This window comes from Dyella soli, assembly GCF_054482295.1.
Map to the genome: position 1 here is coordinate 1,963,874 of NZ_JBTFFU010000001.1, position 20,311 is coordinate 1,984,184.

General features: G+C 67.0%; 17 protein-coding genes. 10 read left to right on the top strand and 7 right to left on the bottom strand.

Going from position 1 to position 20,311, the window contains the following annotated elements:
- Positions 1 to 90: 90 nt before the first annotated feature.
- From ACXU4B_RS09070 to ACXU4B_RS09085, 4 genes are all read left to right on the top strand, one after another.
- A complete protein-coding gene (locus ACXU4B_RS09070; protein ID WP_131410503.1) occupies positions 91 to 1,869 on the top strand; it encodes a phosphoenolpyruvate carboxykinase (GTP) in 1,779 nt (592 codons plus the stop codon).
- Positions 1,870 to 2,001: 132 nt separating this feature from the next.
- On the top strand, positions 2,002 to 2,550 hold the full coding sequence (locus ACXU4B_RS09075) for an RNA polymerase sigma factor (RefSeq protein WP_131409751.1): 549 nt from the start codon (positions 2,002 to 2,004) through the stop codon (positions 2,548 to 2,550).
- Complete coding sequence (locus tag ACXU4B_RS09080; protein ID WP_131409753.1) at positions 2,547 to 2,987, top strand: hypothetical protein; 441 nt, start codon at positions 2,547 to 2,549, stop codon at positions 2,985 to 2,987. The genes ACXU4B_RS09075 and ACXU4B_RS09080 overlap by 4 nt, the downstream gene beginning before the upstream one ends.
- 19 nt (positions 2,988 to 3,006) lie before the next feature.
- Positions 3,007 to 3,909, top strand: coding sequence for a DUF4097 family beta strand repeat-containing protein (locus ACXU4B_RS09085; RefSeq protein WP_131409755.1), 903 nt, complete (start codon positions 3,007 to 3,009; stop codon positions 3,907 to 3,909).
- Positions 3,910 to 3,998: 89 nt separating this feature from the next.
- On the opposite strand, the gene ACXU4B_RS09090 is transcribed toward ACXU4B_RS09085, so the two are convergent.
- Positions 3,999 to 4,916 carry a hypothetical protein gene (locus tag ACXU4B_RS09090; RefSeq protein ID WP_131409757.1) on the bottom strand — a complete coding sequence of 306 codons (918 nt, stop codon included), beginning with the start codon at positions 4,914 to 4,916 and terminating at the stop codon, positions 3,999 to 4,001.
- Between the two features lie 259 nt (positions 4,917 to 5,175).
- Here ACXU4B_RS09090 and ACXU4B_RS09095 point away from each other — a divergent pair, with 259 nt between their 5' ends.
- Positions 5,176 to 8,076: a bifunctional diguanylate cyclase/phosphodiesterase gene (locus ACXU4B_RS09095; protein WP_131409759.1), complete on the top strand. Its 2,901-nt coding sequence runs from the start codon at positions 5,176 to 5,178 to the stop codon at positions 8,074 to 8,076.
- A 42-nt stretch (positions 8,077 to 8,118) separates the two neighbouring features.
- On the opposite strand, the gene hslO is transcribed toward ACXU4B_RS09095, so the two are convergent.
- On the bottom strand, positions 8,119 to 9,018 hold the full coding sequence (gene hslO / locus ACXU4B_RS09100) for an Hsp33 family molecular chaperone HslO (protein ID WP_131409761.1): 900 nt from the start codon (positions 9,016 to 9,018) through the stop codon (positions 8,119 to 8,121).
- Between the two features lie 128 nt (positions 9,019 to 9,146).
- On the opposite strand from hslO, the gene mtgA reads away from it, so the two are divergent.
- From mtgA to ACXU4B_RS09115, 3 genes are all read left to right on the top strand, one after another.
- The gene (mtgA, locus tag ACXU4B_RS09105) at positions 9,147 to 9,887 is read left to right on the top strand and encodes a monofunctional biosynthetic peptidoglycan transglycosylase (protein WP_131409763.1); all 741 of its coding nucleotides are present in this window, start codon (positions 9,147 to 9,149) and stop codon (positions 9,885 to 9,887) included.
- A 64-nt stretch (positions 9,888 to 9,951) separates the two neighbouring features.
- Positions 9,952 to 10,890, top strand: a complete 939-nt coding sequence (locus tag ACXU4B_RS09110) for a glycosyltransferase family 2 protein (protein ID WP_131409765.1) — start codon at positions 9,952 to 9,954, stop codon at positions 10,888 to 10,890.
- Positions 10,891 to 10,985: 95 nt separating this feature from the next.
- The gene (locus ACXU4B_RS09115) at positions 10,986 to 11,414 is read left to right on the top strand and encodes a CBS domain-containing protein (RefSeq protein ID WP_131409767.1); all 429 of its coding nucleotides are present in this window, start codon (positions 10,986 to 10,988) and stop codon (positions 11,412 to 11,414) included.
- Between the two features lie 14 nt (positions 11,415 to 11,428).
- Here the strand turns inward: ACXU4B_RS09115 and ACXU4B_RS09120 are convergent, their stop codons facing one another.
- Complete coding sequence (locus ACXU4B_RS09120; protein ID WP_458910857.1) at positions 11,429 to 12,745, bottom strand: NTP/NDP exchange transporter; 1,317 nt, start codon at positions 12,743 to 12,745, stop codon at positions 11,429 to 11,431.
- A 71-nt stretch (positions 12,746 to 12,816) separates the two neighbouring features.
- On the opposite strand from ACXU4B_RS09120, the gene ACXU4B_RS09125 reads away from it, so the two are divergent.
- Together ACXU4B_RS09125 and ACXU4B_RS09130 are read left to right on the top strand one after the other, a co-directional pair.
- On the top strand, positions 12,817 to 14,394 hold the full coding sequence (locus ACXU4B_RS09125) for a GMC family oxidoreductase (protein WP_131409771.1): 1,578 nt from the start codon (positions 12,817 to 12,819) through the stop codon (positions 14,392 to 14,394).
- Positions 14,395 to 14,605: 211 nt separating this feature from the next.
- The gene (locus ACXU4B_RS09130; RefSeq protein ID WP_131409773.1) at positions 14,606 to 15,925 is read left to right on the top strand and encodes a serine hydrolase domain-containing protein; all 1,320 of its coding nucleotides are present in this window, start codon (positions 14,606 to 14,608) and stop codon (positions 15,923 to 15,925) included.
- Positions 15,926 to 16,031: 106 nt separating this feature from the next.
- On the opposite strand, the gene ACXU4B_RS09135 is transcribed toward ACXU4B_RS09130, so the two are convergent.
- The 4 genes from ACXU4B_RS09135 to gcvT form a co-directional block, all read right to left on the bottom strand.
- Positions 16,032 to 17,069, bottom strand: coding sequence for an energy transducer TonB (locus ACXU4B_RS09135; RefSeq protein ID WP_131409775.1), 1,038 nt, complete (start codon positions 17,067 to 17,069; stop codon positions 16,032 to 16,034).
- 338 nt (positions 17,070 to 17,407) lie between these two features.
- Positions 17,408 to 17,950 carry a met regulon transcriptional regulator MetJ gene (gene metJ / locus ACXU4B_RS09140; protein ID WP_131409777.1) on the bottom strand — a complete coding sequence of 181 codons (543 nt, stop codon included), beginning with the start codon at positions 17,948 to 17,950 and terminating at the stop codon, positions 17,408 to 17,410.
- Positions 17,951 to 18,620: 670 nt separating this feature from the next.
- Positions 18,621 to 19,016: a glycine cleavage system protein GcvH gene (gene gcvH / locus ACXU4B_RS09145; protein WP_131409779.1), complete on the bottom strand. Its 396-nt coding sequence runs from the start codon at positions 19,014 to 19,016 to the stop codon at positions 18,621 to 18,623.
- 105 nt (positions 19,017 to 19,121) lie between these two features.
- The gene (gene gcvT / locus ACXU4B_RS09150; protein WP_131409781.1) at positions 19,122 to 20,222 is read right to left on the bottom strand and encodes a glycine cleavage system aminomethyltransferase GcvT; all 1,101 of its coding nucleotides are present in this window, start codon (positions 20,220 to 20,222) and stop codon (positions 19,122 to 19,124) included.
- Positions 20,223 to 20,311: the final 89 nt, after the last annotated feature.

The following is a 20,311-nucleotide window of genomic DNA, read 5'->3' on the forward strand; positions in this document are numbered from 1 at the left end:
TTGCATTTTGCTGCGTCGAACCTTGCCATGCCAGTGCACGTAAGTTAGCGTTTCTGTTCTTTTTTGGCTTAAGACCAGAGTGAGGAAATGATGTCGAGCAAGCTGGCAGCGCTGCAGCGCTGGGTTGATGAGGTCGCGGCGCTGACCCGTCCCGCAAAGATCCATTGGTGCGACGGCTCGGAGTCCGAGTACCAGCAGCTGGTGCAGCAGATGCTGCAGACCGGCGACCTGATCGAGCTGAACCAGCAGACCCACCCGGGCTGCTACCTGCATCGCTCGAGCCCCTCCGACGTCGCCCGCGTCGAACACCTCACCTTTGTCTGCACGGGCGACGAGCAAGACGCGGGCCCGAACAACCACTGGATGGCCCCGGCCGAGGCGCACGCCAAGATGGACGCGCTGTTCGAAGGCTGCATGGAAGGCCGCACCATGTACGTCATCCCGTACTGCATGGGCCCGATCGATTCGCCGCTGGCACGCTGCGGCGTGGAGATCACCGACAGCCCGTACGTGGTGATCAACATGCGCACCATGACGCGCATGGGCGCCGCCGCACAGGCGCGCATCGAGCGCGAGGGCAGCTTCGTGAAGGGCCTGCATTCCACCGGCGAGCTGGATCCGGACCGCCGCTTCATCATGCATTTCCCCGAAGAGCTGACCATCAAGTCCTATGGCTCCGGCTACGGCGGCAACGCGCTGCTGGGCAAGAAGTGCCATGCACTGCGCATCGCCAGCTACCAGGCACGGTCCGAAGGCTGGCTGGCCGAACACATGCTGATCGTGGGCATCGAAAACCCCGCGGGCGAGACGCACTACATCGCCGCGGCGTTCCCCTCGGCCTGCGGCAAGACCAACCTCGCGATGCTGATTCCGCCGGAGGGCTACCGCAAGGAAGGCTGGAAGGTGTGGACCGTGGGCGACGACATCTGCTGGATGCGCCCCGGCGCGGACGGTCGCCTCTATGCCATCAACCCGGAAGCCGGCTACTTCGGCGTGGCGCCGGGCACCAGCGTGGCGACCAATCCCAATGCGCTGTCGACCATCGCGCGCGACACCATCTTCACCAATGTCGCCGTAACGGCGGACAACCAGCCGTGGTGGGAAGGCCTGCCCGGCACGCCGGTCACCGACTGGCAGGGTCGTCCGTACGACGCCGCCAATGGTCCCGCCGCCCACCCGAATTCGCGCTTCACGGTGAGCGCGAAGCAGTGCCCGACCTGGTCGCCGCATGCCGAGGACGCCCAGGGCGTTCCGATCAGCGCCATTGTGTTCGGTGGCCGCCGCCCGTCGCTGATCCCGCTGGTGTTCGAGGCGAATGACTGGACCCACGGCGTGCTGATCGGCGCCGCGATGGGTTCGGAAACCACCGCCGCCGCCACCGGTGCGGTCGGCGTGCTGCGCCGCGATTCGATGGCGATGAAGCCCTTCGCCGGCTATCACTACGGCGACTACTTCCGCCACTGGCTGTCGTTCGACCAGGCGGGCGCGAAGCTGCCGAAGATCTTCCACGTCAACTGGTTCCGCAAGGGCGACGACGGCAAGTTCCTGTGGCCGGGCTTCGGCGACAACCTGCGCGTGCTGGAATGGATGATCGACCGCGTCGAAGGCCGCGCCACGGGCGTGCAGACGCCGATCGGCACGGTGCCGGCCAGTGATGAGCTGAAGCTCGCCGAGCTGGCCCTTGATCGCCGCACCGTCGACACGCTGCTGGGTGTCGACAACGAAGGTTGGCGGGCCGAACTGGCCGCCATCGGCGACTACCTGCACAGCTTCGGCACGCGCATGCCGCAGCCGCTGCACGACGAGCAGCAACGCGTGGCCAGCGCGCTGGCGGCGGCCACGGCGCCGCGCGCAGCCATCGCCTCCTGACCCCAGCGCCTTCCAGCGGCCGCCCCGCGCGGCCGGTGGAGTGCCCTGCGGCACGCCCCTCTAAACCTTGCCACGCGCACGCGCATCCAAGCTGGCAAGATGATTGCAGCCTGCCCTGCCAACGGAAGCCCGATGCCGCCTGCGCCCGCCGCGGAGCCCACCGACACGGACGACGTGCACGCGGCCGCCGCGGGTGATCGGCAGGCCTTCCACCGGCTTTATCGACTGCACGTGGACCGGATCTACGGCGCCATCTACCGGCTTGCCGGCTACGACCATGCGCGTGCGGAAGACCTGACCCAGGACGCGTTCGTGCGGGCCTGGCAGAAGCTGGCCGGCTTTCGCCACGAAAGCGCGTTCGGCACCTGGCTCTACCGGCTCGCCGTCAACGTCGCGCTGATGGACATCAGGGCGCGCGGCGCCGACCCGGTCAGCATGATGGATGAAGACAGCATCCCGGATCGCGGCGAAACGCCGTTCTGCGCCGCCGAGCGCGAGGAGCTCGAACGCGCCATCGGCAGCTTGCCGCCGCGCGCGCGCGCCGTGCTGGTGCTGCATGACATTGAAGGCTGGCGGCACGAAGAGATCGGTGCCGAGCTGGGCATGGCAGTGGGCTCGTCGAAAGCGCAGCTGCATCGCGCACGCGGACTGCTGCGGAAAGTATTGGGAGAACGCTCATGAACGAATTCGAATGGCTCCGCCAGACCCGCGCCCTGCGCGAACCGGTGACGCCCCGCCGCGACCTGTGGCCGGACCTCGATGCCGCGCTGGATGCCGCAGGCACGGGCGCGCCCCCGGCGCGCCGCCGCTCGCAGCGATACCAGGCCTGGCTGCTGGCCGCGAGCTTTGCCGGCATGGCCTTGTTCGCCGGCGGCATCGCGGTGCACCTGCGCGATCGTCCGCTGGCCACCAACACGGCCAGCGTCACGCCGGATGCCGCGCGCTGGCGCCCGACCGACCCACGGCTGGCCGGCGCCGCCGTCGAGCTCGACGCTGCCAGCATGGAGTTGCGCCAGGCCATGCAACAGGCGCCCGGCTCGCCCGCACTGCAGCGCCTGCTGTTCCGCACCCAGAAGCAGCAATCGCAATTGCGTCAGATGGAACACCAGGCTGGTTGAGTCCAGAGGAGCATTCACCATGAAATCCGCACTCTTCGTTCCACTCCTGCTCAGCCTGTCGATCGGCCAGGCACTGGCCGATACGCCGATCAACCTCAGCCACGACGCCACGCCGAACGTGCGCGTGAGCATCAGCAACGTGAAAGGCTCGGTCAGCGTCACCGCCTGGGATCGCAACCAGGTGGAGGTGAGCGGACGCCTCGGCGACGGCGCCAAGCCGCTCGCCATCGCGGGCAGCAGCAGCGACATGTCGATCAAGGTGGAATCGCAGGGCAAGTCCGGCTGGTTCAACTGGAACAGCGACACCTCGATGGCCGCCAGCACCCTCGAGGTGCGCGTGCCCAGGGGCGCCTCGCTGGATGTCGACGTGGTGAGCGCACCGCTCAGCATCGATGGCATCGACGGCGGCAAGATCAAGGTGAACACGGTCAGCGGCAAGGCCCGCGTGAACGCCCGCACGCCTTCGGCCGATGTGGACAGCGTCAGTGGCAGCATCGAACTGGCAGGCAGCGCGACCAAGGTGGCACTGCAGACCGTCAGCGGCGACATCCTCGCCCCCAACGTCGGCGACGAGGCCGAGCTGCAGACCGTGTCCGGACGCATTCGCGTGAGTGGCGGGCCGTGGCGCAAGCTCAACCTCAGCACGGTCTCCGGCGACGTACAGCTGGCCGGCGGCCTCGCGCCGAACGGCAGCTTCGACGTCGACAGCATGAGCGGCGACGTGCAACTGCAGATTCCCGCCAGCACCTCGGCCACGATCCACGCCAACACCTTCAGCGGCGACCTGCGCAGCGACTTCGGCACGGTCCGCAAGGTCGAGCATGGGCCTGGCAGCGAACTGCAGACGACCACGGGCGCCGGCAACGGCAAGATCAGCATCGAAACGTTCAGCGGCGACCTGCGCATCCGCCGCCAGGATTGATCCGCCACGCGGGCAAACAAAAACGCCGGGCAGGCCCGGCGTTTTTCATGACTTGCGGATCGAGCTGCGCGGGACTGCGCCAGCCCGCCTCAAAGATCCTGGTGGTACTGCACGTAAGGCGTGCGCGACTGGTCCGGCTCCGGACCCATCGGGGTATTCACCGCACTGCCGGACGACCAAAGGTTCTGCGCACCGATGCTCAACTCACCCTGCCACGGCAAGCGCCAGGTCACGCCCAGGTCGATGCTGCTCCAGCGGCGATCCTGGTTGTAGCCGGCTCCGGGAATCGCGGTCTCGGGCTGCATGACGCGGCCGACGATGCTGCCACTCAGCGGGCCACGGTCGACGCCGAAGCTCAGCGCCTTCTGGTCGAGCGTGTTGACGCCCAGCAGGTTGCCCGGCAACAGGCGCACGCGACCCACGCTGGCCCCCAGGTCGATGCCGCTCTTGCCATCCAGCGCAAGGCGTCCACGCGCATTGAGTTGCGTGCTGCCGTCAAAACCGGACAGGCCATTCACGCCCGGCGTGACGCCTGGCAGCAGGCGGGGCAACGACGTGTTGCCGGGAACGCTGTCGGCACCCACGCTGACGCCCAGGCTGTAGCGACCGCCGTTGTAGGTGGCGCCCACTTCACTGCCGATCACGCGCGGCGCCTGGTTGTTGACCCAGTTGTGCTCGCTGACGCCCAGATGCGCCTGCAGGTTCGGAGCCAGGCCGTATTGCAGGTCGCTGGACAGCACCGAGGCGGCGTCCACCGCACGGAACTGCAGCGGCGCGTCGGCGCGCTGCGCGGACGTCAGGTTCTTGCTGTCGACCTTGAGCGCCAGCCAGTGGCCGTCGGCACCACGCCACAGAGGCACGCCCACGCCAGGGCCGATTTCGGCCACCTGATCGGGCTTCTGCATCAGCAGGCGGTTCGCCACGTCGAATGAATCGCTGGCCGCAGACTGCCCTGCCGCGACAAACGGCATGAGCAACAGTGGCAATGCAAGCAACAGACGACGCATGTACGCGAAAACCCCCGCGGGCCTTTGACTATCGGGACGGGTCGCCCCCTCCCAGAGACGATCGGGACTAAAGATAGCACATTTTACTTTTTGCTAACACCAAGAATTTGCGCCCCGCAAAGAGACCTGGTTCCCGGAATCACGCTTTTTTGACATCCGGAAACGCACCAGGTTCCTCATCTGGCGGGGGCGGCGACAAAGCTGAACGGAGGCGCGATATAGTCCGCCTGTCGACAACGCGCGGATCCGCCTGCGACTGATGACTTCGGTTCCTACCAGCAACGTGAACCTGCCCTGGCGCGCGGATGGCGACATCGCTGCCATGCATGCGGCCGTGGAGCGCTTGTTCCGCGCGACGGACGCTGCCAGCGTGCTGGAAATCTGCGAGGCCATGCTGGGCGAACTGGACGCCCCGGGCCACCTGCACTGGCGCCTGCTGGGCGACGAGGAGCCGGTCGAAGGCGACACCACCCGGCTGGACCTGGCCGAGGACCCGCAGGGGCTGCGCACGCTGGTGCTCGAACTGCCCGCGGGCTCCATGCCCGAACCGTTGCGCGAGCATCTGGCCTGGATGGGCCGGCTGGCGGCATCGCGGTTGCGCCAGCTTGCGGAGACCTCGCGCCTGTACGAGGCGATTTCACGCCTCGCCCTGGCCGAACGGCTGCAGCGTGCGCTCTACGCCATTGCCGACCAGGCCGGCGCCGAGCACAACATGACCGAGATGATGCATTCGCTGCATGCCATCCTCGGCAGCCTGATGTACGCGGAGAACTTCTACATCGCGTTGTACGACGCCGCGACCGACAGCGTGCGCTTCCCGTACTACGTCGACACCATGGACAAGGACCCGCCCTCGCCCGACGCGGCGGTGCCGTTGCAGGACATGCGCCACAGCCTCACCTGGAACCTGCTGCAGTGCGGCCAGGCGATCATGGGTTCGGTGGCCGAACTGACCGAGCAGTTCAAGGGCCGCTTCGTGCTGCTGGGGCCTGTCTGCGAGCACTGGCTGGGCGTTCCGCTGCTGCGCGACGGACGCGTGGTGGGCGGCATCGTGATGCAGAGCTACCGCGAGGACACGCACTACTCGCAGCACGACCGCGAACTGCTCAGCTACGTGGCCAAGCACGTGCAGACCGCGCTGGAACGACGCGAGGCCCATCAGGAACTGGAGCGCCGCGTTTCCAGCCGCACCGCAGCGCTGCGCGAGGCCAACCGCGTGCTGCGCCAGCAGGTGTTGCAGCGCCAGCGCGGCGAACGCCTGCAGGCGGCGCTGTTCCGCATCGCCGAGCTGGCCAATGCGTCCGAGAGCCTGGACAACTTCTACGCCGCCGTGCACCGCGTCATCGGCGGCCTGCTGTACGCGCGCAATTTCTACATCGCGCTGCTGGACGAGGAGCAGAAGAACCTCAGCTTCCCCTATTCGGTCGACGAGTTCGACACGGTGCGCCTGCCGCGCGCGCATGGCCGCGGCGTCACCGAGTACGTGCTGCGCCACGGCAAGCCGCTGCTGGCTGATCCGGAGGAGCTCGAACGCCTGTCGCGCCTGGGCGAAGTCACCCATCGTGGCTCGCGCTCGGTGTGCTGGCTTGGCGTGCCGTTGATCTGGGGTGATCGTGCGATGGGCGTGCTGGCGGTGCAGAGTTACTCGCCCGAGCACACCTACGATGTGCGCGACCAGGAACTGCTGACCTTCGTCGGCTACCACGTCGCCAACGCCCTGCAGCGCAAGCACACCACCGAGTCGTTGAAGCAGGCCTACGCCAGCCTCGAGCGCCGCGTCACCGAACGCACGCGCGCACTTGCGCTGGCCAACCGCGACCTGCGCGAGCAGATCGCCGAACGCGAGCGCGTCGAGCGCCGCCTCAAGTACGAAACGCTGCACGACTCGCTGACCGGCCTGCCCAACCGCACCCTGCTGCTGCAACGCCTGGAGCAGGCCCTGCAGCGCTACCACAGCGATACGCAGGAACTGTTCGCCGTGCTGTTCATCGACCTCGATCGCTTCAAGGTCATCAACGACTCGGTCGGCCACCTGGTCGGCGACGACCTGCTGTTCCAGGTGGGTGGCCGCATCCGCGCGTGCCTGAAGACGCGCGACGTGGTGGCGCGACTGGGTGGCGACGAATTCGCCGTGCTGGCCGAAGGCATCACCGATCCCAAGATGGCGCTGCTGATCGCCGAGCGCATCATTGACGAACTGCAGACACCCTTTCGTCTCGGCGCCAAGGAGATCTTCACCTCGGCCTCCATCGGCATCGCGCTGCCCAGCCCGCATTACCAGCGGCCCGAGGAACTGCTGCGCGACGCCGATGCCGCGATGTACCGCGCCAAGGACGAAGGTCGACACCGCGCCGCCGTGTTCGACGACCGCCTGCGCCGCGAGGCACTGTCGCTGCTGGAGATGGAAGGCGACCTGCGCCGCGCACTGGGCCGCAACGAATTCGTGCCGTTCTACCAGCCCATCGTGGCGTTGCAGAGCGGGCGCACGGTCGGTTACGAGGCGCTGCTGCGCTGGCGCCATCCCGATCGGGGCCTGCTGACGCCGGCCGACTTCCTGGCGGTGGCGGAGGAGAGCGGTTGCGCCGAGAGCATCGACTGGCAGATCTTCGACCAGGTCTGCGCCCAGGCCGAGGCGCTGGCCGGCAACGAAGGCTTCGTCAGCATCAACGTGTCCGGCCGGCATTTCCGCTCGCCCGACCTGGACCGCCGCCTGCTCGACCTCATCCAGGCCCACCGCCTCCCGCCGAGTTGCCTGCGCATCGAGGTCACCGAGCGCGCGCTGCTGGAAAACGCCACGCAGGTGAAGCGCATGCTGGACAACTTGCGCTCGCACGGGGTGAGCATCGCGCTGGACGATTTCGGCACCGGTTACTCGTCGTTGAGTTACCTGCACCAGTATCCGATCGAGACGCTGAAGATCGATCGCTCCTTCATCGTCGAGCTTCCGCGCGAAGGCGGGCACGGTACGGCCGTGGTGCGCGCGATCCAGGCGCTGGCCGATTCGCTGCAGATGCAGGTGATTGCCGAAGGCATCGAGGACGAGGAGCAGCGCCAGGCGCTGCTGCGCATCGGCTGCCGCTACGGCCAGGGCTTCCTGTTCGCCACGCCCAAGATGGCGGAGGTGTGGCTGCAGCGCGAGCACAATTTCGCGCTGCCCTGAGACGACACGACCGGCACGTGGCCGGTCGCGCGATGAGGCGGTTTACTGCGCGGTGCTGGGCGCGCTCGCGCCCGGACTCGGGCTCAACAGGTGCTCGGCGTCGATGCGGTCGAAGGTGTAGCGCTGCGCGCAGAATTCGCAGATCACCTCGATTTCTCCTTCCCGGGCCTCCAGCGCTGCCTCGACTTCGTCGCGCCCCAGCGAGCGCAACACCGCCTCCACGCGCTCGCGCGTGCAGCTGCAGCCGAAGGCCAGCGGACGGGGTTCGAACAGGCGCACCGACTCTTCGTGATAGAGACGGTAGAGCAACTGCTCGGGCGGCGTAGCCAGCAATTCCTCGCGGCCGAGGGTGGCGGTGAGGTGCTGGATGCGCGTCCAGGCATCCTCGTCCTGCGCCGCGTCGTAGCCGCCCTCGTCGGGCATCTTCTGCAGCATCAGGCCAACCGCATGTTCGCCGTCGGCCGCCAGCACGATGCGCGCCGGCAACTGCTCCGACTGGCTGAAATAGTTCTCCAGCGCCGAAGCGACGTCGGGATGCTGCAGGTCCACCAGGCCCTGGTAGCGCTGGCCACGCTCGGCGTGACCGATGGTGATCGCCATGATGGCCTTGGGCATGGCGGTGAGATCCAGCGATTCGGGCAGCGGATCGGACCAGCGTGCCAGGCCGCGCAGGCGCCCCTGGTCGGTGCATTCGGCGAACAACAGGCGCAGCGGGCCGCCACTCTTCAGTTCAACCGACAGGGAACCTTCCAGCTTGATGTTGCCGGTGAGCAGCGCACTGGCGGCCAGCGTCTGGCCCAGCACGGAACGCAGCACGCCCGGGTACGCCGAGCGGCCGGCGACCTCGCGCCACGCCGGACCCAGCCGGACGAGCACGCCGCGCACGCCGGCGCGTTCGAGCAGGAAACGGTGCAGCACATCTTCGACAAGTACGGTTTCCACAGCCGGGACCTCACAGGAACAGTCTCCCCAGATGGGGTCGCCTTCGCCACAGGACAACGGTGGCGGCCCGGCGATGGGGGAACCGGGCGGCATCTATATACTGCCGCGAACCTCGTCCACGCGCCGCCATGACCCCACGACGCTCGCCAGCCGCCCGCCTGCTCCGCCTGTTCGCCATTCTCGCCGTGTCCTGGCTGGGCCTGACCTGGCTGGCAGTGCTGGTGCTGCGCTTCGTGCCGCCCTGGACGTCCGCCGTGATGATGGAGCGCCGGGTCGGCGCGCTGGTCCACCGCGATCCCGGCTTCCGGCTGCAGCATCGCTGGGTGCCGTGGGCGCAGGTTTCGCCCTATGTGCCGCTGGCGATGGTGGCCGGCGAGGACCAGAAGTTTCCGTTCCACCACGGATTTGATTTCGACTCCATCCAGGACGCGATGGATGCGGCCGACGAGGGCCGCCGCCTGCGTGGCGCCAGCACCATCAGCCAGCAGACTGCCAAGAACCTGTTCCTGTGGAACGGCCGCAGCTTCGTGCGCAAGGGGCTGGAGGCGTATTTCACGGTGCTGATCGAGCTGACCTGGCCCAAGCAGCGCATCCTCGAGGTCTACATGAACATCGCCGAGCTCGGCGATGGCATCTACGGCGTGGGTGCCGCCAGCGATGCGTTCTTCCGCCAGCCGCCGTCGCGGCTGGGCCCGGCCCAGGCAGCCCGGCTGGCCGCCGTGCTGCCCAGCCCCCGCCGCTTCCGCGTGGACCGCCCTTCGGGCTATGTGCTGGGCCGGGCCAACTGGATCCAGCAGCAGATGGCCCAGCTGGGTGGACCGGGCTATCTGCAAAGCCGGCAGCCGCCGCGGGTGCAACGACAGCGCTGAGGCTCGCCGCCACGCCGTGGCTGCACTAGCATGCGGCCACCAGCCAGGAAGGTCCGCGCCACTCATGCCCAGCCTCGCCGTCGTCGTACCTGCCTACAACGAAGCCGCCGTGCTGGAAGAGTTCCACGCCAGGCTGGGCCGCGTCCTGGACGAGCTGCCGCTGGATGGCAGCGTGCTGTATGTCGATGACGGCAGCACCGACACGACCTGGCAGCTGATCCAGGGCCTGATGGCGCGCGACGCGCGCGTCGGCGCCATCAAGCTCTCGCGCAATTTCGGCAAGGAAGCGGCCCTCACCGCAGGGCTCGATCATGTCGACGCGGATGCGGCCGTCATCATCGACGCCGACCTGCAGGACCCGCCTGAACTGATTCCCTCGCTGGTGGACCAGTGGCACGCGGGTTTCGACGTGGTCTATGCCACGCGCACGGCCCGCGCCGGCGAAACCGGCCTCAAGCGCCTCACTGCCGCCCTGTTCTACCGCGGCATGGAGCGATTGTCCGACACGGCCCTGCCCCGCGACACCGGCGACTTTCGCCTGCTCTCGCGGCGCGCACTGGAGGCCTTGCGACAGCTGCGCGAACGCCAGCGCTTCATGAAGGGGCTGTTTGCGTGGATCGGCTATCGCCAGACCGCGGTGTACTACCTGCGCGAGTCGCGCCAGGCGGGCGCCAGCAAGTGGAATTACTGGCGGCTCACGCAACTGGCGATCGAGGGCGTCACCTCGTTTTCCACCGCCCCGCTGCGCCTGGCGACATGGGTGGGCCTGATGTCATCGCTGCTGGCCTTCCTCTACGGCGCCTGGGTGTTCGGCAAGGCGGCGCTGTTCGGCGACCCGGTCCATGGCTATCCGTCGCTGATGGTGGTGATCCTGTTCCTTGGCGGCGTGCAGTTGCTCGGGCTGGGCGTGGTCGGCGAGTACCTGGGCCGCAACTATGCCGAGAGCAAGCAGCGCCCGCTCTACTTCATCGAGGAACAGCGCGCGCCACGACGCGCAAGCTGAATCGTGGCGGCTTCACGTCGACGCTACACCTGCTCGCGAGGGCGGCGCTAGACTCATCCCATGCGGCCGTCCGTCGCCGCGTAGGAGGTTCAAGCATGCGCCAAGTCAAGCATTTGCTGGAAGGCAAGGGCAGCGACATCTACAGCATCGCGCCGGACGCGCCCGTACTCGAAGCGATCAAGCACATGGCAGAGCGCCGGGTCGGCGCGCTGCTGGTGATGCGAGGTGAACGGCTGGTCGGCATCCTTTCCGAGCGCGACTATGCCCGCAAAGTCATCCTGCAAGGCCGGTCTTCAGCGCAGACCGCCGTTTCCGAGATCATGAGCAGCCCGCCCCTGACGGTGGGGCCGGACACCGACGTGTTCGACTGCATGCGCCTGTGCACCGACAGCCGCATTCGCCACCTGCCGGTGGTGCGCGATGACCACGTGGTGGGTGTGATTTCCATCGGCGATCTGGTCAAGGAAGTCATCGACGCGCAGGCCGAACAGATCGAGCAGTTGCAGCGCTACATCACCAGCTGAGCGAGGCGACCCGCTCACGCTTCGGCCGTGCGCGCCTGCCCTGCACCTGCCGTTCCGCCCTGCTGCTCCGGCAGCAGGTCGGGGGAACGGCCCGCGCGCGCGGCCACCCAGGTCGCCAGCGCGGAAATGGCTGCGCCGATGCCGGCCATGCCGGTCACCGCCACGCCCAGCGTCCCCAGCACACTGACTCCGCTGGTGACGACCACGTCGCCGAAGCGCCAGATGGTGGTCTCCACGAAGTTCTTGCCCTTGTAGCGGGTCTCGCGGGGAACGCGGGTATAGAGCGCGTCGGACGCCGGCTTGGTCATGCCGTAGGCGAACCCCCGCGTCCCCACCATCATGACCGCGAGCATCGGCACCGCCATGCCGAACAGGCTGATGTTGCCTATGCCGAGCGCCACCACGAACAGCAGCAAGGCAAGGTTGACCAGCGCAGGCACGACCAGGCCCCAGCCGGCCCCCTTGCGGACCAGCAACCAGCGCGTGAGGGTCAGCTGCAACAGGGCGCCCAGGATGTTGGTGGCCCAGTCGAGGTTGTAATAGAAGTTGGTCCGGGCAATGCGATCCGGGTAGTGCGCGTTGGTGTAGTCGGCCATCAGTGCGTAGGCCAGCGTACCGATGCCATCACCCAGCACCATCAGTACGGCCATGTAGCGCAGGAACGGCCGCGTCCACAACTCCTTGATGCCAGCCCACAGCGAACCGCCGACCGCTTCGTCATGCGCGCCCGCAGAGCATTGGTCGAAACGCGTGGACAAGGTGAGCAGCAGGGCCAGCGCAGCGAGCAAGGCGATCGCCGACACCACCAGCAAGGCCGGCACGCCGATCACGCCGACCAGCAACTTGCCCAATCCCGGGCCACCCACGGCACCGGCCATGCCTCCCAGCGCGATGGTGGGAAATACCCGCCTGGCCTGCGCGCTCTGGAAAATGTCCGCCATCAGGCTCCAGAACAGCGAGACGACGAACAGGTTGAACACGCTCACCCAGACGAAGAACACCGAACCGAGCAGGCGTGCCCCGATGCGATCCTGCAGTACGAAGGCCGGCACGAACGCGACCAGGCAGAGCACGAAGAAGCTGTAGCTCCAGCCCAGCAGGCGCTTGCGTGGAAAGCGCGCCACCATGGCACCGAAGACGGGCGTCAGCAGGAGCATCACGACGAAGGTGATGCCGTAGAACAGGGGCAGTTCCTTCGAGCCGACGGCGCCGCTGAGCTGTTCGCGCACGGGCCGGACAATGTAGTAAGCCATCATCACGAAGAAAAAGGCCACGGCCGACAGGGTCAAGGCGCGGCCTCCGTTCGCTGCGGCGGTTCGGGGGGTGTTCACCGGCGTTTCCAGCGGGGGTCCCGAACAGACTAGCATGCGTTGACGGGGGGCACGGACAGCAGGGGGCGTGCGTGGATTACGACTACATCATCGTCGGTGCCGGTTCGGCCGGCTGCGTGCTGGCCAACCGGCTGAGCGCGCAGGCGGGCAAGCGCGTGCTGCTGCTCGAGGCAGGCCCCAGCGACTGGAATCCGCTGATCCATATGCCCGCGGGCATCGCACGACTGGCCAATATCCGCAGCCTGAACTGGAACTACCGTACCGAGCCCGAGCCGCACTTGTTCGGCCGCACGCTGTGGTGGCCGCGCGGCAGGACGCTGGGCGGATCGAGCTCGATCAATGCGATGTGCTACGTGCGTGGTGTCGCCGCCGACTACGACGGCTGGGCGCGCGCCACGGGCGACCCTCGCTGGTCGTGGACACAGGTGTTGCCGTGGTTCCTCAAGAGCGAGGACAACGCCCGTGGTGCCAGCGCCCTGCATGGCACGGGGGGACCGTTGGGCGTGAGCGACCTGCGCTACCACAACCCCTTGTCGACGCTGTTCGTCGATGCGGCGGCGAGCGCCGGCTTTGCACGCAACGACGATTTCAACGGTCCGTCCCAGCAGGGCTTTGGGCTTTACCAGGTCACCCAGCGCAACGGCCGACGCTGCTCCACCGCCGCCGGCTACCTGCAACCCGCGCGCACGCGGCCCAACCTGCACGTGCGCACGAAGGCCGCGGTGGCACGCGTGGTGATCCACGACGGGCGCGCCGTCGGCGTGCAGTTGCAGGGCGAGCGCCGCGTCATCGAGGCGGGCGAGATCATCCTTTCCGGCGGCGCCATCAACACGCCGCAGCTACTGATGCTCTCCGGCGCGGGACCGGCCGATCACCTGCGCGCGCACGGCATCCAGGTCGCGGCCGACCTGCCGGAAGTGGGCGCCAACCTGCAGGACCACCTGGACATCTGCACGCTCGACGGCAGCACGCAGCCCATCACCTACGACCGTCTCAACGAACTGGCCGCGGGCTGGCGATTCCTGCGCCATCGCGACGGCCCGGGCAGCTCCAACGTGGCGGAGGCCGGCGGTTTCGTGCGCAGCCGCCTGGCCACCGACGAGCGCTGCGACCTGCAGTTTCATTTCGTGCCCGCCCTGCTCGACGACCATGGGCGGCACCGCCTGCCCGGCTACGGCTATACCGTGCACGCCTGCTATCTGCACCCGCGCAGCCGCGGACAGCTGCGGCTGCGCTCGGCCAACCCGGCGCAGCCCATCGCCATCCACGCCAATTATCTCGGCGACCCCGAAAGACATGACCTGCAGCAGATGATCGAAGGCGCCAGGCTCTCCCGCGAGATCCTCGCGCAGCCCGCGTTGGCGCCTTATCGCGGCGCGCCCGTGTTTCCGGAACGGGCCCTGGCCAGCGACGCCGAGTACGCCGATTTCATTCGCCGCAAGGCCGAAACGATCTACCACCCCGTCGGCACCTGCCGGATGGGCAGCGATGCCGGGGCGCCGTTGGACAGCGAGCTGCGCGTGCGCGGCATCGCTGGCCTGCGCGTGGTCGATGCCTCGGTGATGCCCTGCCTGCCCAGCGGCAACACCAACGCCCCTGTCATCATGATCGCCGAGCGGGCCAGTGCGCTGATCCTGGGGGAAACCTAGCGGGGGCAAGGGTCGGCCCGATCCAGCCGCCATTCCCGGCTCAAGGATTGCCGTGCAACCTACGGAATAACTGGGATTTTTGCCCCCACCTGAGGTAATCTCGGCCTCGCGTCATGGAGGGATCCGGCTCGCAACCACCTGGCCCGGCCCCGCCCGGGGCTGTTTTCGTTCCATCGGTGCCGACCAGGCGCCGCCAAAGCGCTCGAGTAGCATGACGTTTCGCACGATTTCATTGACGATCGCCGCGGCGCTGGGCCTGTCCAGCGCGCCGCTTTCCGCCCGCACCCCCAGCCCTCCGGTCGAGCTTGTCAGCGCCGCCGCGCCGGCGCAGCCGCTGCCGCCCGACCGCATGAAGGACACGCTCACCTCGTACCAGCAGTGGCTGCAGCGACTGGATCAGCGCAACGCGGTGGCGGGCCTGGCCACGGCCGTGGTGATGGACGACAAGGTCGTGTTCGAAGACACGATCGGCTACGCCAACGCCGCCACCCGCGAGCCCGTCACGCCCGAAACGGTGTTCCGGCTGGCGTCGCTGTCCAAGGCATTCGCCACCGCGGTGACCGGCGTGCTGGTGTCCGATGGCAAGCTGAGCTGGGACACCAAGCTGACGTCCGTGCTGCCGTTCTTCCGGCTCAGCAACGACACCGCCGCCGATCAGGCCACGGTGCGCGACATCCTCGGCCAGCGCCTGGGCCTGCCGAAGAACACTTACGACAACATGCTCGAGGACAACGTCCCCTACGAGGAGTTGGTCCGCAAGCTCGACGAGGTCCACCTGACCTGTGGCGTGGGCCAGTGCTATGGCTACCAGAACGTCGCCTTCAGCCTGATCGGCGACGTGATCTATGCGCAGACCGGCCAGTTCTTCCCGCAGCAGGTCGACCGCCGCATCTTCTTCCCGCTCGGCATGAAGACCGCCAGCTATGGACGCGAGGCGCTGGAGGCGAGCAAGAGCTGGGCGCGCCCGCATCGCCCCGCCGGTGGTGGCTGGTCGCCGTTCGAACCGAAGGAAGCCTATTACCGGGTCGCTCCCGCCGCCGGCGTGAACGCCAGCCTGCGTGATATGGAGCAGTGGTTGATCGCGCAGATGGGCGGTCGCCCCGACGTGCTGCCGCCGCAGTTGCTCGATACGCTGCACACGCCGGAAGTGGCCACGCCCGTCGAGACGCGCTCCACGCCCTGGCGCCGCGCCCGCGTGAGCGACGCCCACTACGCCCTGGGCTGGCGCGTGTTCGATTACGGCGGCGAGACGCTGGTGTTCCACGCCGGCGCCGTCGAAGGCTATCGCACGATGATCGGCTTCTTCCCCAAGTACCACGTGGGCATCGTGACGCTGTGGAACTCCGCCGGTCCGGTGCCGTCGGGACTGATGCCGATGGTGTTCGACGGGCTGCTCGGCCTGCCGCATGTCGACTGGGCCGGCATCGAGAGCGATGCGCCCGCGGCCAGGACCGCGGCAACCGCCAAGGGCAAGGGCAAGACCCGCAACAAGACCAAGACGGCCACCAGCAGTCACGGCCAGAAGCGCTGAGTCCAGGCCCACCGCCGTAACCCCGGAAACGAATGAGGCGCTGCACGAAACCGTGCAGCGCCTCATTGCTTTCGGGGCGTGCCGCGCGTACGCGGCACGCCTGTCGTCAGTTGAGCTTGAAGACGATGCGACGCTTGTCCTGCGAAGGAACGGGCGTGCCGTCCTGGGTCGCCGGCTGGTACTTCCAGCGCGTCACCGCCTCGACCGCCGCGCGATCGAACACGTGGCGCGGCTCGGCATCGAGCACCTTCACGTCATCGACATTGCCCTCGGCGGTCACCGTGAAGGTCAGCTCCACCCAGCCTTCCTGGTTGGAGCGCACGGCGCCCACCGGATAGCGCGGGTTGACGTTGCGAACGAGCACCGGGCCATGCGTTGCCGCCGACGCCGTGCCTTCGCTGGCCGCCGTTGCACCGGCAGCTTGCGACTGACGAGCGCTTGGCTCGGCCTGTTGCTGGGCGACGCGCGTCTGTGCGGCCCTCTGCTGCTGCTCGGCCAGCGCCTTCTGCTGGGCTTCGGCCGCAGCACGGTCGGCCTCGGCCTTGTCCGCCACGGCCTTCTGCGCCGCCAGCTGGCTCTGCTTCTCCTTGTCCGACGCCAGCTGCTGCTCGCGATCCTGCAGCTTGCGCTGGGCATCGAGCTTGGAGCGCAGGATGGTCAGCGTGTAATTGGCCGGATCGGCTTTCGCCAGCAGGTCGATCTGCCGCTGCGCATCGGAGAAATCACGCTGGTTGATCGCCTGCTCGGCCAGGCTTGCGCCCACCGGGAAGGTTTCGCGCAGCGCATCGGCGGCCACCTGGTTGCCGGGCTGCTTCTCGAGCACCTTGAGATAGAACTCGAACGCATTGTTGCCGGCAGGGGCGAGCAGGCGCTGCTCGTTCACCGCCTTGCGCGCCTCGGCCAGCAGCTGGTTCAAGCTCATCGCCGCCACGTTGACCGGCGGTGGCGGCGCCGCCCGGGCGGCCGTGACGGGCGTCGACGGATGCCCGCCCGCATCGGATTCGACCAGGTCCTGGTGCGGCTTGATAATGAGGAACCATGAGGCAGCCGCAAGCACGGCGACAACGGCCACGATGGCAATGGCAGCGGGCCTCACGGCCCCGCGCGCACGACGGCGCGCATAACGTATGTATCGGGTATCCATGATCTCTCACCGAGTGGCATCAGATACCCGCGCTTTTTCCCCCTGTGGATCCAGGAGCGGGAGCCTCCCCAGGCCCCCGCGGCGCGGATGAGTGAAAGGTAACCGTAATGCAGCATGACGGCAAATCGCACGTCGCCGCGAAATGCCTGGATCGACGTCGCAGGATTCGCATCTGCACACGCGCGGGGCGATCACGCGCGGAGGGACTAAGACTTTTTCTTACCCCGGAAACGAAGCGTCCCGGCATGGGCCGGGACGAATCGCTCTTTCAAGGACTCCCCCCGCGCTGGGCACCGCGGGGAGAAAAGTCGGTGAAGCTTATTTATATATGTTGAAGCTTACTTCTTTGCAGCCTTGGTAGCCTTCACCACCTTCGCGGCGGCGGCCTTCTTCACGGTGCGCTTGGCGGCCTTCTTCGCCACCTTCTTCGCGACCTTCTTCACGGCAACTTTCTTGACAGCAGCCTTCTTGGCGGCCGCCGGGCGCTTCTTGGCGACAGCCTTCTTGGCGACCTTCTTGGCGGCAGCCTTCTTGGCGGCCGGCTTGCGGGCAACCGGCTTCTTCGCGGCGGCCTTCTTCACGGCGGTCTTCTTGGTCGCCTTCTTGGCGGCCGGCTTCTTTGCAGCGGCTTTCTTGGCAGTGGCCATAGTTCGTCTCAGCTCCTCATCAGTTGGCAGTGGTTGCCCAGTAAAAGCATGTAGGAACGCCTCCACGAGCAGATCGCTATTGGTGGCGTGCCGAAGATTGTTCACCTGACGACGGGTGCGTTCGTCAGACAAGGGCCTCAGTACGTGCAACGGAATCGAGACCGTGATCTTGCGTACTGCGCCGGCCTTTTCTCCATGATCGACATAAGGCTTGATGAATTTCGATGTTGCCATGGCACCCGTTCTCCGTGTTCCGATGCGAAAGCTATTCCTGAAGATTTCAACTGTCAATTGATTTTAGCTAGGAAATCAATCCGTTTCATCCACCCCAGGGAGGGTCCAAACCCCCACCGGGCAAGGCCTCAGGGGGTTGTCAATGCATTTTCAATCAGACGTCCATACTGCCAAATTTCAATATGGCCTGGTAATGCAAACCTGGATGAAAAACGCTTAAAACAAGGCATTTCTTCCACTCGCCCCGATTTGGGTGTCGCACGCTTGCTGAGCGACAGAAGCGCGGCCTGTCGCATGATCCATGAGCCTTCCCGGAGGCCCAAATGGATGAACGAAAGGCGACCGAAATGACCTTCCGGGCCCTGGCCAACTTCCCCCTCTTCAACCCGTCCCGGCGACCTCCAGCGTCGTCGAACGCGGGACGGGAGGGTCCATCGGGTTGCCCCGGGATCCGCATCGACCACCCGATTCGGTCACTTCGCCTTGGACATCTATCGGCATGGCCGGCCAAGACTTGTGCGCTTCCAGGCATCCTCGCCCGACGCGTTTTTCGGCTTCGTCGATCGAGCATCCGTGGCGGGAGCGACATCGAATCGGGCTGCATGCATGCCCAAAAAGATGCCGGCCGCTTGAGGCGGCCGGCATCGGGTAAAACATCGGGCACTGGCGCTTAGTGGTCTTCGCTCTCGACCAGCTCGGCGTAGGCATCGGCGTCGAGCAGCTCGTCCAGCTCACCGCGGTTGCTGGCCCGGACCAGGAAGATCCAGCCGTCGCCGAAGGCGTCTTCGTTGATCGTCTCCGGCTTGTCGTTGAGGGCTTCGTTGACCGCCACGATCTCGCCCGAGACGGGGCTGTAGATGTCGGAGGCGGCCTTGACCGACTCCACCACGGCCACGCCGTGACCGGCCTGCACGCTCGCGCCGATCTCCGGCAACTCCACGTACACCAGGTCGCCCAGCTGGCCCTGTGCATGGTCGGAAATACCCACGCGCACCAGGCCGTCGTCTTCGACGCGGGCCCATTCGTGGGACTTGAGGAATTTCAGATCGCCGGGAATCTCGCTCATGATCGAATCCAGTCGTTGATGTCGGGTCAGGGGTGAAGCGCCAATTCTAGCCGCTTCACCTGATGGGCAACACGGGCCAGCCACAGCCCCGCTTGCGCTCAAGGTTCAGATGCCCTCGCAGGGCTTGCCGTCACGCACGAACGGGTACTTCACGATGCGCACCGGCACCTCGCGGCCGCGGATGTCGACGCGCACGTCGCCCGGGTCGCCGGCCGGGATGCGTGCAAAGGCGACGGCCTTGTTGAGCGTCGGGGCAAAGCTGCCCGACAGGATTTCACCGGCGCCGTTGGCGGTCAGCACCGGCTGGCCGTGGCGCAGCACGCCCTTCTCGTCCAGCACCAGGCCCACCATCACGCGCTTCACGCCCGCGGTCTTCTGGGCTTCCAGCGCGGCGCGACCGATGAAGTCGCGGCCCTCGTCGAGCGCGATGGTCCAGCCCAGGTTGGCCTCCCACGGCGACACGGTTTCGTCCATGTCCTGTCCGTACAGGCTCATGCCCGCCTCGAGGCGAAGCGTGTCGCGCGCGCCGAGGCCGGCCGGCGCCACGCCCGCGGCGACCAGCGCCTGCCACAGCGCCACGGCATGCTCCTGCGGCACGATGATCTCGAAGCCGTCTTCGCCGGTGTAGCCGGTGCGCGCCACGAACAGCGGCATGCCGTGCGGACCCTGCGCCGCGGCGGCGGCGAACTTGCCCAGCTTGCCGATGCGCTCGTGGTCGATCTCGGCGAGCAGCCCAATCGCCTTGGCGCGGGCGTTGGGGCCCTGCACGGCGATCATGGCGAAGTCCGGGCGCTCCTTCACCTGCACCTCGAATGCCTTGGCCTGCTGCTCGATCCAGGCCAGGTCCTTGGCGCGGGTGGCGGCATTGACCACCAGGCGGAAGAACTCCTCGCCGAGGAAGTAGACGATCAGGTCGTCGATGACGCCGCCCTTTTCGTCAAGCATGCACGAGTACAGCGCCTTGCCCTGCACCTTGAGCTTGTCGACGCTGTTGGCCAGCAGGTGGCGCAGGAAAGCGCGCGTGCGCGGGCCGTGAAGATCGACGACGGTCATGTGGGAGACGTCGAACATGCCGGCGTCCCGGCGCACCACGTGGTGCTCTTCGATCTGCGAGCCGTAGTTGATCGGCATGTCCCAGCCACCGAAATCGACCATGCGCGCACCAAGGGCGCGATGGGTGTCATTGAGTATGGTCTTCTCGGTCATCGCAGGGGTGCTCTGGGGAAAGAGCCATTATCGCCGCTGCCACCTGCACATTCCAAGCTGAGCGGCGCATGGCAGCCATGCGTCGGCGT

Bases quoted from the DNA above. Each gene is read 5' to 3' on its own strand.
- ACXU4B_RS09070 (WP_131410503.1), top strand. From the start codon at position 91: ATGTCGAGCAAGCTGGCAGCGCTGCAGCGCTGGGTTGATGAGGTCGCG.
- ACXU4B_RS09075 (WP_131409751.1), top strand. From the start codon at position 2,002: ATGCCGCCTGCGCCCGCCGCGGAGCCCACCGACACGGACGACGTGCAC.
- ACXU4B_RS09080 (WP_131409753.1), top strand. From the start codon at position 2,547: ATGAACGAATTCGAATGGCTCCGCCAGACCCGCGCCCTGCGCGAACCG.
- ACXU4B_RS09085 (WP_131409755.1), top strand. From the start codon at position 3,007: ATGAAATCCGCACTCTTCGTTCCACTCCTGCTCAGCCTGTCGATCGGC.
- ACXU4B_RS09090 (WP_131409757.1), bottom strand. From the start codon at position 4,916: ATGCGTCGTCTGTTGCTTGCATTGCCACTGTTGCTCATGCCGTTTGTC.
- ACXU4B_RS09095 (WP_131409759.1), top strand. From the start codon at position 5,176: ATGACTTCGGTTCCTACCAGCAACGTGAACCTGCCCTGGCGCGCGGAT.
- mtgA (WP_131409763.1), top strand. From the start codon at position 9,147: ATGACCCCACGACGCTCGCCAGCCGCCCGCCTGCTCCGCCTGTTCGCC.
- ACXU4B_RS09110 (WP_131409765.1), top strand. From the start codon at position 9,952: ATGCCCAGCCTCGCCGTCGTCGTACCTGCCTACAACGAAGCCGCCGTG.
- ACXU4B_RS09115 (WP_131409767.1), top strand. From the start codon at position 10,986: ATGCGCCAAGTCAAGCATTTGCTGGAAGGCAAGGGCAGCGACATCTAC.
- ACXU4B_RS09130 (WP_131409773.1), top strand. From the start codon at position 14,606: ATGACGTTTCGCACGATTTCATTGACGATCGCCGCGGCGCTGGGCCTG.
- ACXU4B_RS09135 (WP_131409775.1), bottom strand. From the start codon at position 17,069: ATGGATACCCGATACATACGTTATGCGCGCCGTCGTGCGCGCGGGGCC.
- metJ (WP_131409777.1), bottom strand. From the start codon at position 17,950: ATGGCAACATCGAAATTCATCAAGCCTTATGTCGATCATGGAGAAAAG.
- gcvH (WP_131409779.1), bottom strand. From the start codon at position 19,016: ATGAGCGAGATTCCCGGCGATCTGAAATTCCTCAAGTCCCACGAATGG.
- gcvT (WP_131409781.1), bottom strand. From the start codon at position 20,222: ATGACCGAGAAGACCATACTCAATGACACCCATCGCGCCCTTGGTGCG.